Source organism: Kribbella sp. NPDC049584, from assembly GCF_040675555.1.
Lineage (GTDB): Bacteria > Actinomycetota > Actinomycetes > Propionibacteriales > Kribbellaceae > Kribbella.
In genome coordinates this window covers 317984-333173 of the sequence record NZ_JBFAPF010000007.1, presented here as the reverse complement: position 1 = coordinate 333173, position 15190 = coordinate 317984, and the positions used below count along the sequence as shown (strand labels likewise).

Genomic DNA, 15190 nt, shown 5'->3' with positions numbered 1-15190 from the left:
GGTGCCCCCGCGTGGGTGACTCAATCGCGTGGTGACTTCAGACCGGGTAGACGATGAAGTGGTCGCGGCCGATCCGCACCGGCTCCTCCCCGGCCTCGGCGACGACCGTCGCCAGCTCGGTCAGTACGTCGGGAGGCAACTGCAGCTCGTGCTCGTCCGGGTGCTTCGCCGCGCCCAGCTCGTAGTCCTGTCCCGGCTTGCCGGTCAGCTCGATGTGCGCGCCGAGGATCCAGTCGACCGGATTGCCGTCAGCAACGAACTCCGCCAGCCGCGCCACGCTCGCCCGGAATGCGGGCCAGTCGGCGACGTAGAGCCGGCCGGGATAGAGCGAGTCGCCGCTGAACAGCAGCCGCGTGTTCCGGTCGTACGTCGCGATGTGCGACGCGTGATGCCCAGGGATCGCGACGATGTCGAGCACCCGTCCGCCGAGGTCGAACTGCACGACGCCGTCCGGCCAGTCGGCGAACCCGAAGTACTGCGCGACGTCCTCGGCCGACCTGCCGACGACCTCGTCGAACTCGCCGTCGCCGCCGACGTGGTCGCCGTGGCTGTGGGTGTGCGCGACGACGAGCTGTCGCTCTCCCGCCAGCTTCTCGACCAGCGGACGGAGCGGCGCGTGGCCGGTGCCGGTGTCGAGGAGAAGGGCTCGCTCGTCACCGAGCAGGAGGTACAGGAACGGGCCTTCGAAGTTGGTGTGGAGCGCCTGGCGGATGATCGCCGTACGGTCGTCGTACCAGTGGACCTGGTGCGCGGGAGTGGACGGATCGGTGCCGTCGTCCCACTGCGCGGGGAACGTCATAACCGGAATTGTCGGTCACACCAGGGACACTGGACAGGTGCGTGGGGATCCGTCGGTGCTGCATGTCGATCTGGACGCGTTCTTCGCGGCCGTCGAGCAGCGGGACAAGCCGTCGCTACGGGGCAAACCCGTGGTCGTCGGCGGTATCGGCGTCCGCGGAGTGGTGTCGACCGCGTCGTACGAGGCCCGCAAGTACGGCGTGCGGTCCGCGATGTCGACCGCCGAAGCGCGATCGCGCTGCCCGCACGCGGCGTACCTGGGTCCGCGGTTCGAGGTGTACCGGCAGAGCAGCCGGGCCGTGATGGCGGAGATGCGCGCGTTGTCGCCGCTCGTCGAGCCGCTGTCGCTCGACGAGGCGTTCATCGACCTCGCGGCGAGCGGGCTGCGCGGGCTGACGGTCGACGACGTCGAGGCGATCGCACGCGACCTGAAGGAGTCGATCCGGAAGGTGAGCGGAGGCCTGACCGCATCGGTCGGCGCGGGGACCTCGAAGCTGATCGCGAAGATCGCCAGCGACCTCGACAAGCCGGACGGTGTGGTCGTGGTTCCGGCCGGCACGGAGGCGGAGTTCCTCGCGCCGATGCAGGTGACCGTGATCCCCGGTGTGGGTCCGGCGACCGCGCAACGGCTCAGCATGGCCGGCGTGCGGACCGTCGCCGATCTGCAGCAGCTCGACGAGGACGAGCTGATCCGGCAGGTCGGGTCAGCGCACGGCACCAGCCTGCACCGGCTCGCTGTCGCGGCCGACGACCGCCCGGTGGTGAGCGACCGCGAGACCAAGTCGGTCAGCGTCGAGGACACCTTCGAGACCGACATCATCGACCGCTCGCTGCTGGTCGCGATCGCGGACCGGATGTCCCTGCGCGTCTCCGAGCGGCTCCAGAAGGCCCAGCTGTCCGGCCGGACCGTCACGGTGAAGACGCGGATGCACGACTTCACCACCCACACCCGCTCGTCGACGCTGGCCGGACCGACCGACGACTCGCGGGTGATCGCGCGGGTCGCGCGCCGGCTGCTCGAGGAGAGCGAGGTCGGCGGCGGCATCCGGTTGCTCGGCGTAGGCGTGTCGTCACTGGCCGACTGGATCCAGGACGACCTGTTCACCGACGACGAGCATGCCGAGAATCCGATCGAGGTTGTCGAGCTGCCCGCCCGGCCGCGCGACCAGGTCGGCTTCCATCCCGGCCAGGACGTCGCCCACCCCGACTACGGCCGGGGCTGGGTCTGGGGTTCGGGCCGCGGCCGGGTGACGGTCCGCTTCGAGACCGCCGACACCCCGCCGGGCCCGGTCCGGACGTTCGCGATCGACGACCCGGCGCTGACAAAAGTGCGGATCAGTGGGGCGGATGCAGACGAAGAACCCGAGACCGGCCAGAATGTCTCGAATGAATGAGGAACGGCGGGGGGTGTACCCGTTCTGCGCGCCGTGTACGGCGTCGTCCGAGGCCTGGGCCGCCGGGACGGCCGGCCCGATGGGCAGCCGGTTCTACGGCCACCGCGACGTGTGTGAGAACTGCGGCTCGTCGGTGCGGACGCTCTACCGCACGGTCCTGTGGCTGCCGGTGTCGAAGGTCGGCACGTTCCGGATCATCCCGACCGGCGGGCGCACGTACGTCGGCCGGAAGGTGGTCACGCGGCCGCTGCAAACCGTCGTACGGCGGGAGCCGGTGTCGGCGATCGCGACGTATCCGGAGCTCGAGGCGGACCCGGCGTACAAGCGGGCCGAGGCGTACTGGGAGCAGCACGAGCCGGGGCAGGCGTTGCCGTTCTACCAGTCGGCGCTGACCGAGCGCGAGAAGGTGCTGGCCGCCGACGACCCGGCCACGTTGCGGGTCCGGCTGCGGGTGGCCCAGGGCTTGCTGGCGACGGCGAACTACGGGCGCGCGATCGCGTGGTTCGAGCTCGTGACGCCGCAGCTGACGGAGGTGTTCGGGCCGCATCACGAGCTGACCCGGGCGGCGACCGAGGCCACGACCGGTGCGCGGCTGATGATCGGCGGCCCGCGATCCGAAGCTCAGCTGCTCGCCGACATCGTTGCCGCCGACGAGGACAGCCTCCTGGCCACGGATCCGCAGTTGGTGCGCGATCGGGCCGCGTTGGGACGGGCGCTGCTCGCGTGCGGCGACATCTCGGAGGCGCTCGAAGCGCTGACGCAGGTCGTTCGCGACGCGACTCCGGGGCATCCCGACACGGCTGTCTATCGCGCGGCGTTGGTGGAGGCGTGCGAGATCGCCGACGGACGCGGGAAGAAGCGTGAGGTGCAACTCGCCGCGGCGGCACGCCGGGCGCTCACCGGCGAAGCCGCACCGACAAGCAGGTAACGCATCCTTCGAGCTTCTCGAACTCGCTGATGTCCACGACAACCGGCGTGTATCCGAGGCCTGCGAACAACTCAGCGGACCTCGGCGCCGACGCGGCCATCAGCAGCTGGTCCTCCCCCACCAGTACGACGTGGGCGCCGGCCTCCTCCGGAACGGGCCGGAAGCTGTCGAACGCCGACGCGTCGTCGACCAGTGGTTCGTAGCCGATCACCGTCCCGTCGGGCAGCGCCGTCACCGCCGACTTCAGATGCAGCACCTTCCTCACCGGCACTGCCCGTACGTCGGCGCCGAGCGGTGCCAACGCCGCACGCAGTTGGTCGATACCCGCTGCGTTGGTCCGTCCGCCCTGTCCGACGTAGATCGTCGAGCCGACCTTCAGCACGTCGCCGCCGTCGAGCGTGCCGGGGTCGGTGATGTGAGCGATCCGGTAGCCCTGCTTCGCGACGGTCTCCTCGGCGGCCGCGGCCTCCGGGCGTCGCTCGTTCGCACCGGCGCGCGCGATCACCGCGAGGTCGCCGTACACCACCATCGTGTCCTCGACGAACACGCTGTCCGGGCACTCCTCGATCGGCGGCACCTCGACCGTGGACCAGCCGGTGTGATGCAGCGCGTCGACGTACCGCTGCCATTGAGCTGCGGCGAGGTCGAGATCGACAGGCCTGCGCTCGATGTGGGTGACGAGGCCTTCGGCGAGGCGTGGACCCGGACGGCGGATGAGAGCTGTCGGCATGCCCGCAGGCTATCCGGGTACCAGGAGGCATCCGAGAGAGGAGACAACGGGATGCCGAAGATTCTTCCGGCGGCGGGTGGCGATGTGGTCGAGATCATCCTCGCCGACCACCGGTGGTTCGAAGAGGCGCTGCGTGAACTGCGCGACGTCCGCAGCGACCGCGAGGCAGTGCTCGCCGACCTGGCCACGGTGCTGATCGCCCACGCCGAGGCCGAGGAGTCGAAGGTCTACCCCACGCTGCGGCGCAAGCACGCGATCGACGCGGACGAGGTCGAGCACTCCGAGCACGAGCACGACGAGGGCAACGAGGCGCTGCTCGAGCTGATGGAGGTCGAGGACACCGGCAGCGAGGAGTTCAGCGAGAAGCTGCACGAGCTGTCCGAGGCCCTTTCCCACCACCTCGACGAAGAGGAACGTGACGTCCTCAACCCGGCCCGCACCGACGTCTCCGAACAGGAACGCCGCGACCTCGGCGACGCGTTCGCGGAGGAACGGGCCCGGCTGATCAAGTCCGGCTGCGGCGACATCGCGAACGTTCGCAAGATCGTCGAGGCTGTCAAAGACTGAGGATGAGCCCTTCGTCGGCGGCGATGACCTCGCCGTCGAACTCGGCCTCCGCCTCGCGCACCGAGACGGCGCGATCGGAGCCCGGCCAGAAGTGCGTCAGCACGAGCCGCCGGGCTCCGCGCGCTGCTCGAGCCGCCTCGGCAGCTGTCATCAGGTAGTCGCTGACGGGCGCGCCTTGGTATGTCGCGTCCGAGATGAACACGTCGGCGCCCTCGGCCAATCGCCGCAGTTCAGGCGACGGGCCGCTGTCGCCGGTGTATGCGACCGCCACCCCCGGCGCGCTCAATCGCACACCGAGATTCGTCTTGTAATGCGGCAGTTCCACGGTCACCACGTCGAACGGCCCGATCCGCGTTGTCGACGCAAGATCGTGCACCGCAAAAACATCGGCTGGATCGGGGTTGGGTTCGAGTGCCCGCAGTACGTCGAGGGTCCCGGGCGTGCAGTGCAGTGGAACGGGCGGCGCATCCGGGGCTTCGTAGTACCGCACTCGTGCCAGCCCACTCACGTCGACGCAGTGATCCGGGTGCTGGTGTGTCACCACCACCGCATCGACCTCACCCCGGGGACAGTGCTCGAGCAGGCGGGGCAACGCGGCGTACCCGAGATCGAGCACGACCCGGAAGCCGTCGTACTCCAGCAAGAACCCGGCACACGCCCGCCCGGCCTCGGGCCACGCGCCGCAGGAGCCGAGGACCGTCAGCGACCTCACCGGGTCGCGAACGGCTGGTTGCTCGGCACGATCTCCTTGCCCAGCGGCAGCAGTGAGACCGGGATCAGCTTGAAGTTCGCGACGCCGAGCGGGATGCCGATGATCGTCAGGCACAGCGCGATCCCGGTGGTCAGGTGACCGAGCGCCAGCCACCAGCCGGCGAAGATGATCCAGATGATGTTGCCGAGCAGCGCGCCCGCGCCGGCGCCCGGCTTGTCGACCACGGTCCGGCCGAAGGGCCACAGCGTGTACCCGGCGATCCGGAAAGACGCGATGCCGAACGGGATCGTCACGATCAGCACGCAGCAGATGATGCCGGCGACCGCGTACCCGACAGCCAGCCAGAATCCGGCCAGCACCAGCCAGATCAGGTTGAGAAGCGTCTTCATGCTCCCAAGCCTGCCACCTGGCGGGTGTGTTCCCGTACCAGCTCGGCGACAAGTCCGGGATCGTTCCGGGGCATCCAGTGCCCACCCCTGACCACCTTCACGGTCAGGTTGGGCGCCCATCGTGCGATATCGGTCTGCAGAGCGGTGGTGACGAACGGGTCGGCATCCGGTGAGACGGCGAGCACGGGCACGTCGGTACGGCGGGCTGCCGGGCGGACGAGGCGCGGGACGACGTTGGCGCGGTACAGCTTCATGCCGTTCACGTAGTCGCCGATCGATCTGTTGCCGTTCGTGGGCTGTCTCTCCAGACGATTGAAAGCGCGGTGAGCCCAACCCTTTCGCCAGGCAAGCTCGGGCAGCCATGGCAGGTGGAAGTAGAAGATGTACCAGGAGTGGATGAGCTGTCTCAGGGCGGGGCGGCTTCGCTGACGAAGGAAGTATCCGGCGTGATCCAGTGAGGGCCCTGAAATGGAGACGAACGACGCGACGCGGGGCTCCGGAGCGGTGACGAAGTGCCAGGACTGGATGGAGCCCCAGTCGTGGGCCAGGACGTGGACGGGTTGGGTGGGGGCAGCGTGGTCGAGGACTGCTCGGAAGTCTTCGTGAAGGCGGTCCAGGGCGTACGCGGAGGTGCGGCTCGGGTGGTCTGACGCGCCGGCACCGCGGACGTCGTACGCGATGACGTGGAAGTCGGCGGCAAGGCGCTCTGCTACTGGCTCCCAGAGCGTCGCGTTGTCCGGGTAGCCGTGGATGCAGATGAGGGTCGGCGCATCGGGGTTGCCGTAGTCGTAGACGGCTATGCGCGTGCCGTCCCGGCTAGTAGTAGTCGACTTCGAGGGTGGCAAAGGTCATCCCCGCTTTCACCAGTCGCTCGCGCAGAGCAGGTCCCATGGCGGCGGCTGTCGTCGTCTGGCCGGAGGTCTCCGGTAGGTCGTCGAGTGCCAGGCACAGGGCGCTCTCGCCGAGCATCTTCGCGGTCTCGTCGTACCCCGGATCGCGGCCGGCCACCTCGGTGATCACCTGCTTGCCGCCACCACGGCCGACGAAGCGGACGTTGAACCACGACCGCGCCCGTCGCTCCGGGCTCGGACCGTCGCCGGGCTGCAGCCGGCTCAGCATCGCCTTCCGCACCGGCGGTAGCTGAGCGCCCGCGATCAGCAGACCGACCCCACCGATGCCCACGGCAACCATCGGCAGACGGTCCATCGCCGCGTAGTGCGAGTAGCGGAAGTCGGGACCGTACCGATCGAGCAGCCGCGCGGAGTACCCGACGATCTGCGGATCGATCGTCGGCAGCGGTACCGCCCAGAAACCTTGCTGACGATGGATCCGCCCGGCCACCGCACGCGCCTTCCGCCCCTCCGGTCGCGGCTCAGCCTGCTTGCGCGCCCGATGCGCCTCGAGGTGCTGCTTCGGCCGCGAGAAGGCGGTGATCGCCGTGTGGAACGTGCCGCCCGACGGTCGGCCGGCCACGCGGAGCAGGCCGTCCACCTGGATCGGCACGCGTTCGGGCAGCTGCTCGACGGTGTATTGCACGCCGAGGTCGTACGGGATCGAGTCGAACCCGCACGCGTGGATGATCCGCGCGCCGGTCCGTGTCGCGAGCTCGTGGTAGCGCACGTACATGCGATCGGTGAACTCGGGCTCGCCGGTGAGATCGAGGTAGTCGGTTCCGGCCTCGGCGCACGCCGCAACGAGCGGTTCGCCGTACTGGATGTAGGGCCCGACCGTTGTCGCGACCACCTTGGCCGACTCGGCGAGCGCGCGCAGTGACTCGGAATCTGTCACGTCGGCGTACAGGATGTCCTTGCCGAAGCGTTCCAGCTTGGCTTTGTTGCGTCCGGCAACGGCCCAGCGAAGGCTCGCCGGTGCGTTCTTCTCCAGGTACTCCGCGGTGAGCGCGCCGGTGAACCCGCTCGCGCCGAGCAGCACGACGTCATACTCGCGGCTCATTTGTGTGCAGCCTTCTCCGAGTCGGCCAACCCACCGGCGCCGGTCGCCCTGGACGATGCCTCGGCGCCGCGCGCCTGAATGTCGGCCAGCGCGGCCGCGTCTGCCTTCGGGACACTGAACCGCGAGCCCAGCTCGATCAGGTGCGGGATCGCCCATCGGACAACCTTCAGCGCACCGATCCAGCCCGGCACGTGCACCGTCCGCGACCGCTTCTTGATGCCGTCGACGAACTTGTCGACGGCGAACTCGAGCGGATACGTCTTGCTCGCCAGCGGCAGCCCGGTCCGCATCCGGCCGAACACCGGATGCTCGTCCGCTCCCCGCACCATGTCCGTGTCGACGAAGGTCATGTGCGCGACACCGACCCGTACGCCGAGATGCCTGAGCTCGGGCCGCAGCGTGTCCCCCAGCGCTTCGACGCCGGCCTTCGACACGTTGTACGACGCGAGGCCGGGGATGTGCACGATCGCGGCCAGGGACGAGACCAGCAGCAGGTAGCCCTTGCTCTCCAGCAGATACGGCAGCGTGAGGTGGACCGTGCGCCAGACGCCGTACAGATCGACGTCGACAACCCGCTCCCAGGCCTTCGGGTCCATGCTCCGGCTGAAGCCCGGCGCCGCGATGCCGGCGTTCGCCATCACGACGTCGATCCGGCCGTAGCGCTCGACGACACCCTCGACCGCGGTGCGCAGCGAGTCGGTGTCGGTGACGTCCGCCTCCCACCAGCCGGCTTCCGGACCGCAATCCTCCGCGACCTTCTTCAGCTCGTCCGGCTCCAGGCCGACCAGCGCGAGCTTCGCGCCCTCGCTCGCCAACTCCCGGGCCACCGCGGCGCCGATCCCCCGGGAGGCTCCGGTGATGAGGACGACTTGACCGGCCAACGGACGCATCTGGACCTCCAGCTTGTTGAGCAGATACTCAACAGTAAGTGCTTGTTGACCATTTACTCAATAGAATGACCGTATGAGCCAGACCTCCTCCGCCAGACTGCGCCCTGACGAGCGGCGGGCGCAGATTCTCGCGGCTGCGCGCCAGGTGCTGCTCGCGGACCCGCACCGCGAGCTGACGGTCGAGCTCGTCGCCGCGCAGGCCGGCGTCTCCCCCGCTCTCCTGTTCCACTACTTCGGCTCGAAGAAGAAGTTCCAGTACGCCGTCATCGAGGAGGCCGCCGCGGAGGTCATGCTGCGGACCGCCCCGGATCCGTCACTCCCACCGGACGAGCAGCTCCGATCGGGTATCCGCGCCTTCGTCCGCGCCGTACTCGAGGCTCCGCAGCTCTACCGCGCCACGCTGCTGATGTCGGCCGCCGGCGATCCGGAGATCCGCGCGCTGCACTCCGAGCTGCGCCGCGTGTTCAGCCAGTGGGTGATCAGCGCGGTCGCTCAGCGTGGCATCGAGGTCACCCCCGTCGTCGAGCTCGCGTGCCACGGCTGGCAGGGTTACGTCGAACAGACCCTCCTGGTGTGGATCGACGACCCGACCGTCTCGCCGGAATCCCTCGAACATCTCTGCGAGCAGTCGCTGGACGCGATCCTCACGACGACTTCCTAGTGAGCGTGATGAACAAGTTCTTCCTGACGGTCCACATCCTCGCGGCCATCCTGTGCGTCGGCCCGGTGACCGTGGCGACCAGCATGTTCCCGTCGATCGCGAAGCGCGCGCTGACCGCCGAGACCCCGGACGCGGGCGGATTGCAGGTGCTCCATCGGATCACCAGCGTCTACGCCTGGGCAAGCCTCGCGGTCCCGATCTTCGGATTCGCTCTCGCGGGCAGCATGCACGTCATGGGCGAGGCCTGGCTGATCATCTCGATCGTGCTGACGTTGGCCGCGGCGCTGGTGCTCGCGTTCCTCGTCGCGCCGGCGCAGTCGAGCGTGCTGGCGGTCGTCGGCGGGACGACCGAGGAGCGCGGCGCCGCGTTGTCGAAGGCGAAGCTGCTCTCGATGACGTCCGGGATCTTCGCGCTGCTCTGGCTGGTCGTGCTGGTGCTGATGGTCGTCAAGCCGGGGCACCACAGAGGGTAGGGTTCCCGCGTGCTGACGGTTGCCACGGTGAACGTGAACGGAATCAGGGCCGCCTTCCGGCGCGGGATGCAGCCGTGGCTGGACGACACGGACCCGGACTTGTTGCTGATGCAGGAAGTCCGGGCGACCGACGACGTACTGCGGGAGCTCCTCGGCGGCGACTGGGACATCGCGCACGCCGAGCCCGCGATCGACGGGCACAAGGGACGCGCCGGGGTCGCGGTGGCGAGCCGTCGGCCGATCAAGGACGAGCGCGGCGAGATCGGCCCGGAGCGGTTCGCCGGGACCGGGCGGTGGGTCGAGGCGGACGTCGTACTCGACGACGGCACGACACTGACCGCGGTGAGCACGTATGTGTTCACCGGGGAGTTCGAGACGCCGCCGCGGCAGGAGGAGAAGTACGCGTTCCTCGACGCGATCACGGCGCGCCTGACCGAACTGCGCGCCGACGGGCGGCACGTGCTGATGTGCGGCGACCTGAACATCGCGCACCGCGAGGAAGACCTGAAGGCCTGGAAGGCCAACCGCAAGAAGAGCGGCTTCCTGCCCGAAGAACGTGCCTGGATGGATCGCCTGTTCGAGGCCGGTTGGGTCGACCTCGGCCGCCGCTTCGGCGGTGAAGGACCCGGGCCGTACTCGTGGTGGTCGTGGCGCGGCAAGGCCTTCGACAACGACGCCGGGTGGCGCATCGATTACCAGATCGCCTCCCCCGACCTAGCGGCCTCAGCAACAAGCTGCGTCATCCACCGCGCCCCGACGTACGCCGAACGCTGGAGCGACCACGCACCAGTCGTCGCGACGTACCACGTCTAGCCCTGCCCGCGCTTACCGTGGCGCCATGGCTGATCCCGCGTTCGTCCTGTCCACCCCAGACGTCACCCGCACGACGCACGAGAGCCTCGAGCTCTATCTCCCGAGCGGTACGGAGCCGGCGCCCGCGGTCCTGCTGATCCACGGCGTGCCGTACTCCGCCGAGGGACGACCGCTGCCTAGCGCGTGGAACATCTATCAGGGCTACGCCAGTCAACTCGCCGACCACGGCTGCGTCGCCGTTGTCGTCGACCACAGCCCCGACGGACGGCCGGACGACGACCGCTCCAACGCGGCGCTGGCGAAGGCGATCGCGGCAGTCCGGCCGCACCCGCGGGTAGACGGCGGCCGCGTGGCGCTGTGGTTCTTCTCCGGAAGCGGCCCGCTCGCAGCTCCGTTCTTGCAGAGCCCGCCGGAGTGGCTCCGCTGTGTCGCGCTGACGTACCCGGTGCTGGGCGACTCCGAGCTGGTCACAGTTCGCGGCGTCCATCCGGTCGAGGCGGTCAAAGGCGCTCGCGGGCTGCCGGTGGTGATGACCGTAGTGGGGCACGAGCTGGACGACGTAGCGCCGACGCAGCCGCCGTTCATCGACGCGGCGCGGGCTGCCGGGGCGAGGCTCGAGGTGATCGAAGTACCGAACGGCCGGCACGGGTTCGACGTACTCGATCACACCGATGAGTCGCGGCGCGCGGTGACGGCTGCGTTGACCGCGGTGAGTGCCTCGGTCCGCGCTTAGCCGTCGTGCGGTGGCGCGGGTAGTCTCGCGGCATGTCCGAGACTTCTTCTGTTACGCCGCCGGTTGCTGCCCGCAAGCCGGTTGAGCGGGTGCATCACGGCGATGTGTTCGTCGACGAGTACGAATGGTTGCGGGACAAGACCGACGACGAGGTGCTGGGGTACCTGCGTGCCGAGAACGCGTACACCGAGGCGCGCACGGCGCATCTGGAATCGTTGCGTGAGGCAATCTTTCGGGAGATCTCGGACCGGACCCTGCAGACCGACCTGAGCGTCCCGGCGCGACGCGGCGGGTACTGGTACTACACGCGCACGATCGAGGGCCGGCAGTACTCGCTGCACTGCCGGGTCAAGGTGGACGGCGACCAGCCGCCCGCGACCGACGGCGAGATCGCCGGCGAAGAGGTGATGCTGGACGGGAACGAGGTGGCCGGCGACTCCGAGTTCTTCTCGCTCGGCACCGTCGACGTGTCCCCCGACGGCCGTCTGCTCGCGTACTCCGTCGACCTCAAGGGCGACGAGCGGTTCACCCTGCGGATCAAGGATCTGACCACCGGCGAGCTGCTGCCCGACGAGCTGCCCGAGGTGCACTACGGCTCAGCCTGGTCCGCGGACGGTTCGACGATCTTCTACACCAAGGTCGACGACGCCTGGCGCCCGTACCAGGTCTGGCGGCACACCCTGGGTACGACGGACGACGTCCTGGTGATGGAGGAGCCGGACGAGCGGTTCTGGGTCGGCGTCGACCTGACCCGCAACGAGCAGGCGATCATGATCGCGCTCGGCAGCAAGCTCACCAGCGAGGTCTGGCTGCTCAATGCCAACGACCCGACTGGCGAGGCAGTGGTCGTGGCGCCGCGGCGCGAGGGCGTCGAGTACGACGTCGAGCACGCCGGCGACCAACTCCTGATCACGCACAACGCGGACGCCGCCAACTTCTCACTCGCGTCCGCCCCGCTGGACTCCCCCGGCGACTGGACGACGCTGATCGAGGGCGACGAGACCAGCCGCCTGCTCGGCACCGACGCGTTCGCCGACCACGTGATCCTCTACCGGCGCCGCAACGCGCTCACCGAGCTCGCGATCATGCGCCGCACCGACGGCTCCTTCGGCGTGCCCGAGGCGCTGGAGTTCGACGAACCGATCTACACGGTCTCCCCCGGCCGCAACGACGAGTGGCACGACACCCGCTATCGCTTCGGGTACACGTCGCTCGTCACGCCCGGTTCGACGTACGACGTGGACGTCGCGACGGGCGAGCGCCGCTTGCTGAAGCAGCAGCCCGTTCTCGGCGGCGTGGACCTGACCGCGTACACGCAGTACCGCGAGTGGGCGACGGCGCCGGACGGGACGAAGGTGCCGATCTCGATGGTCGCGCGCAAGGACGTGGCGAAGGACGGGAACGCTCCGGTCGTGCTGTACGGCTACGGCTCGTACGAGTCGTCGATGGACCCATGGTTCTCGATCCCGCGGCTGTCGCTGCTCGACCGCGGCGTGGTGTTCGCGATCGCACACGTGCGCGGCGGCGGCGAGCTCGGTCGGCACTGGTACGACGACGGCAAGATGCTCACGAAGCGGAACACGTTCACCGACTTCATCGCGGCCGCGGAACACCTCGTGCAGGCCGGCTGGACCAGGCCGGAACGGATCGTCGCCCAGGGCGGCAGCGCCGGCGGACTGCTGATGGGCGCCGTTGCGAACCTGGCCCCGGAGGCGTTCGGCGGAATCGTCGCGGAGGTCCCGTTCGTGGACGCGTTGACCACGATCCTCGACCCGTCATTGCCGCTCACCGTGATCGAGTGGGAGGAATGGGGTAATCCGCTCGAGGACAAAGCCGTCTACGAGTACATGAAGTCCTACTCGCCGTACGAAAACGTTGCCGCGCAGCACTATCCGCGCATCCTGGCGATCACCAGCCTGAACGACACCCGGGTGTTCTTCGTCGAGCCCGCGAAGTGGGTGGCGAAACTCCGCGCGACCGCGACCGGCGACGCCGACGTACTGCTGAAGACCGAAATGGAAGCCGGCCACGGCGGCCGCAGCGGGCGGTACGACGCCTGGCGCGAGGTCGCGTTCTCGCTGGCCTGGGAGCTGGACACGCTCGGCCTGAGCTGAACCGGAGGGAATATCTGTCCCTGGGCGTGTGTTGTGCAACACATCCAGGGACGGATTTCTGGACGGATTCTCAGGTTCGGCGCGGAGTGTCGGGCCCAATACCTCAGCAAAGCTGCGGGACACCGGTTTCCACGGCGGAATCGCTGCCGGGAACTCTCAGGGAACCTTCAGGGTGTTTACACACTGGTACCGGAATCTTGAACCCTACTCGAGCGTTGCTCTCCATGTAACGACGAAGGGAGTTTCGGTGGCTCGCATGGCTCGTGTCCGGTCAACGGACGACGGTATCGACGGCAAGGACAGTGTAGGTCTCTACCTCGAAGAGATCGCACGTACGCCTTTGCTGACGGCTGAGGAAGAGGTCGAGCTCGCTGAGACGGTCGAAGCAGGACTCCTGGCGGAGCAACTGCTGGCCGAGGGGCGGGTTGGACGTAAGAAGGGCGGAGCGCCCAAATATGCGACAGAGGAGGAGCTGGAGTGGCTGGCCGAAGCGGGCCGGCGCGCGCAGCAGCGGTTCGTGACCGCGAACCTCCGGCTCGTGGTGTCGATCGCCCGCCGCTACGGGCGGTCCCAGATGCCGCTGCTGGACCTCGTCCAGGAGGGCAACACGGGGCTGATCCGCGCGGTGGAGAAGTTCGACTACCGCAAGGGTTTCAAGTTCTCGACGTACGCGACCTGGTGGGTGCGGCAGGCCATCACCCGCGGTATCGCGCAGCAGGCCCGAGTGGTCCGGCTGCCGGTGCACGTGGTGGAGCAGCTGAACCAGATCGGGTCGGCGCGGCGCACGCTGGAGCGCAAGCTCGGGCGCGAGCCGGAGATCGAAGAGATCGCGGCAGAGCTGGGCCTGGAAGAGGAGCGGGTCACCGAACTGATCCGCATCGGCCGGGACCACATCAGCCTGAACAGCCCGGTCGACGACGAGGGCGAGACCTCGCTGGGTGACCTGATCGCGGCCGAGACCGCGCCGGGTCCGGACCAGCTGGTCGCGGACGCGTCCGACCGTTCGGGCCTGTTCAGCCTGGTCGACCAGCTCGACCCGCGGTCCGCGGACGTCATCCGCCGCCGCTACGGCCTGCACGACGGCCGCCAGGCCAAGCTGGCCGACATCGGCGCGGTGCACGGCATCTCGGCGGAGCGAGTCCGCCAGATCGAGCGCGAGGCGCTGGGCCGCCTCCGCCTGATGGCAGACCCGACGCTGGCCGCGTAACACCCACTCCGAAACCCCTCAGGACCCCCGAGCCGCGATCCGGCTCGGGGGTCCTTCGGTCTCCGCAGGTGTTTTTCCGCGGTCAGTTCCAGCTGTCGATCAGCGCGGGGAGCTCCGAGAGCCGCTGGATGGTGGCGTCCGGCGTGCCTTCGGTGTGGCCGATCTGCTCGACCGGGATCGCGCTGTGCGGCAGGTGCACGGCCCGCATGCCGACGTTCTGCGCGCCCCAGACGTCGTCGAACAGCCGGTCGCCGACGAACAGGCAGTGTGACGGCTCCGACACTCCGACCGCCCGCATCGCGGCCAGGAACGCCTCCGGGTGCGGCTTCGTGTGCGCGATCTCGCTGGTGTAGACCGCACCGTCGAGCAGCTCGTGGACGCCGTCCCGCACGAAGATCTCCTCGTGCCGCTGCCGGGGCCAGATCGTGTTCGACAGCACGCCGACCTTCAGCCCACGGGCGCGGAGCTCCCGCAGCGTGTCGATCGCGTCCGGATCCAACTCGGTGTGCGGGTCCCACTGCCGGTCGTACTCCGCCTGGGCCGCCGGGCTCATCACGACCTCGGCCAGCGTGCACACTTCCTCCAGCGTGCTGCTGAGATGCTCGTCGCGGGAGCGCCGCCAGATCGACCCTTCGGCTGCCACGAGCCGGGCCGCCAGCTCGTCGGCCTGCGCCTCGTCGAGCACCGCGGCGACCGCCCGCCAAGTCTCGTGCAGGTCGATGTCGTGCCAGGTTGCCAGTGTGCCGCCCCAGTCGAACAGGACGGCTTCGATCTTCACGTTCGTCACGCGGCACAGCCTGCCAGAGCAGGCCGACAGTTCTCGCCTGC

General features: G+C 68.9%; 17 protein-coding genes. 9 read left to right on the top strand and 8 right to left on the bottom strand.

Annotated features, from left to right (window positions below):
* Positions 1–37: 37 nt before the first annotated feature.
* Complete coding sequence (locus AB0J62_RS25025) at positions 38–799, bottom strand: MBL fold metallo-hydrolase (protein WP_363875680.1); 762 nt, start codon at positions 797–799, stop codon at positions 38–40.
* Positions 800–836: 37 nt separating this feature from the next.
* On the opposite strand from AB0J62_RS25025, the gene AB0J62_RS25020 reads away from it, so the two are divergent.
* Both AB0J62_RS25020 and AB0J62_RS25015 read left to right on the top strand, forming a co-directional pair.
* Positions 837–2192 carry a DNA polymerase IV gene (locus AB0J62_RS25020; protein ID WP_363875677.1) on the top strand — a complete coding sequence of 452 codons (1356 nt, stop codon included), beginning with the start codon at positions 837–839 and terminating at the stop codon, positions 2190–2192.
* A complete protein-coding gene (locus tag AB0J62_RS25015) occupies positions 2185–3120 on the top strand; it encodes a tetratricopeptide repeat protein (RefSeq protein ID WP_363875674.1) in 936 nt (311 codons plus the stop codon). The genes AB0J62_RS25020 and AB0J62_RS25015 overlap by 8 nt, the downstream gene beginning before the upstream one ends.
* Here AB0J62_RS25015 and ddaH read toward each other — a convergent pair.
* Positions 3089–3850 (bottom strand): dimethylargininase, encoded by a 762-nt coding sequence (ddaH, locus tag AB0J62_RS25010; RefSeq protein WP_363875671.1) that lies wholly within the window; start codon positions 3848–3850, stop codon positions 3089–3091. The genes AB0J62_RS25015 and ddaH overlap by 32 nt on opposite strands.
* Before the next feature lie 51 nt (positions 3851–3901).
* On the opposite strand from ddaH, the gene AB0J62_RS25005 reads away from it, so the two are divergent.
* Positions 3902–4417 carry a hemerythrin domain-containing protein gene (locus AB0J62_RS25005; RefSeq protein WP_363875668.1) on the top strand — a complete coding sequence of 172 codons (516 nt, stop codon included), beginning with the start codon at positions 3902–3904 and terminating at the stop codon, positions 4415–4417.
* Here the strand turns inward: AB0J62_RS25005 and AB0J62_RS25000 are convergent.
* From AB0J62_RS25000 to AB0J62_RS24980, 5 genes are read right to left on the bottom strand one after another with little or no spacing between them, the layout of a single operon-like run.
* Positions 4407–5129, bottom strand: coding sequence for an MBL fold metallo-hydrolase (locus tag AB0J62_RS25000; RefSeq protein WP_363875665.1), 723 nt, complete (start codon positions 5127–5129; stop codon positions 4407–4409). The genes AB0J62_RS25005 and AB0J62_RS25000 overlap by 11 nt on opposite strands.
* On the bottom strand, positions 5126–5518 hold the full coding sequence (locus AB0J62_RS24995) for a YccF domain-containing protein (protein WP_134099988.1): 393 nt from the start codon (positions 5516–5518) through the stop codon (positions 5126–5128). The genes AB0J62_RS25000 and AB0J62_RS24995 overlap by 4 nt, the downstream gene beginning before the upstream one ends.
* Positions 5515–6363 (bottom strand): alpha/beta fold hydrolase, encoded by an 849-nt coding sequence (locus AB0J62_RS24990; RefSeq protein ID WP_363875660.1) that lies wholly within the window; start codon positions 6361–6363, stop codon positions 5515–5517. The genes AB0J62_RS24995 and AB0J62_RS24990 overlap by 4 nt, the downstream gene beginning before the upstream one ends.
* Positions 6335–7471 (bottom strand): saccharopine dehydrogenase NADP-binding domain-containing protein, encoded by a 1137-nt coding sequence (locus AB0J62_RS24985; protein WP_363875657.1) that lies wholly within the window; start codon positions 7469–7471, stop codon positions 6335–6337. The genes AB0J62_RS24990 and AB0J62_RS24985 overlap by 29 nt, the downstream gene beginning before the upstream one ends.
* The gene (locus AB0J62_RS24980) at positions 7468–8361 is read right to left on the bottom strand and encodes an SDR family oxidoreductase (protein WP_363875654.1); all 894 of its coding nucleotides are present in this window, start codon (positions 8359–8361) and stop codon (positions 7468–7470) included. The genes AB0J62_RS24985 and AB0J62_RS24980 overlap by 4 nt, the downstream gene beginning before the upstream one ends.
* A gap of 73 nt (positions 8362–8434) precedes the next feature.
* On the opposite strand from AB0J62_RS24980, the gene AB0J62_RS24975 reads away from it, so the two are divergent.
* The 6 genes from AB0J62_RS24975 to AB0J62_RS24950 all read left to right on the top strand — a co-directional run bounded on the left by AB0J62_RS24975 (position 8435) and on the right by AB0J62_RS24950 (position 14362).
* Complete coding sequence (locus tag AB0J62_RS24975; protein ID WP_363875651.1) at positions 8435–9022, top strand: TetR/AcrR family transcriptional regulator; 588 nt, start codon at positions 8435–8437, stop codon at positions 9020–9022.
* An 8-nt stretch (positions 9023–9030) separates the two neighbouring features.
* Complete coding sequence (locus tag AB0J62_RS24970; protein WP_363875648.1) at positions 9031–9495, top strand: hypothetical protein; 465 nt, start codon at positions 9031–9033, stop codon at positions 9493–9495.
* Positions 9496–9504: 9 nt separating this feature from the next.
* A complete protein-coding gene (locus AB0J62_RS24965) occupies positions 9505–10308 on the top strand; it encodes an exodeoxyribonuclease III (RefSeq protein WP_363875645.1) in 804 nt (267 codons plus the stop codon).
* 25 nt (positions 10309–10333) lie between these two features.
* Positions 10334–11041, top strand: coding sequence for a hypothetical protein (locus AB0J62_RS24960; protein ID WP_363875642.1), 708 nt, complete (start codon positions 10334–10336; stop codon positions 11039–11041).
* A 32-nt stretch (positions 11042–11073) separates the two neighbouring features.
* The gene (locus tag AB0J62_RS24955; RefSeq protein WP_363875639.1) at positions 11074–13155 is read left to right on the top strand and encodes a S9 family peptidase; all 2082 of its coding nucleotides are present in this window, start codon (positions 11074–11076) and stop codon (positions 13153–13155) included.
* A 247-nt stretch (positions 13156–13402) separates the two neighbouring features.
* The gene (locus AB0J62_RS24950; RefSeq protein WP_363875636.1) at positions 13403–14362 is read left to right on the top strand and encodes a sigma-70 family RNA polymerase sigma factor; all 960 of its coding nucleotides are present in this window, start codon (positions 13403–13405) and stop codon (positions 14360–14362) included.
* Between the two features lie 82 nt (positions 14363–14444).
* Here AB0J62_RS24950 and AB0J62_RS24945 read toward each other — a convergent pair whose 3' ends face one another.
* The gene (locus tag AB0J62_RS24945) at positions 14445–15149 is read right to left on the bottom strand and encodes an HAD family hydrolase (protein ID WP_363875633.1); all 705 of its coding nucleotides are present in this window, start codon (positions 15147–15149) and stop codon (positions 14445–14447) included.
* Positions 15150–15190 lie beyond the last annotated feature (41 nt).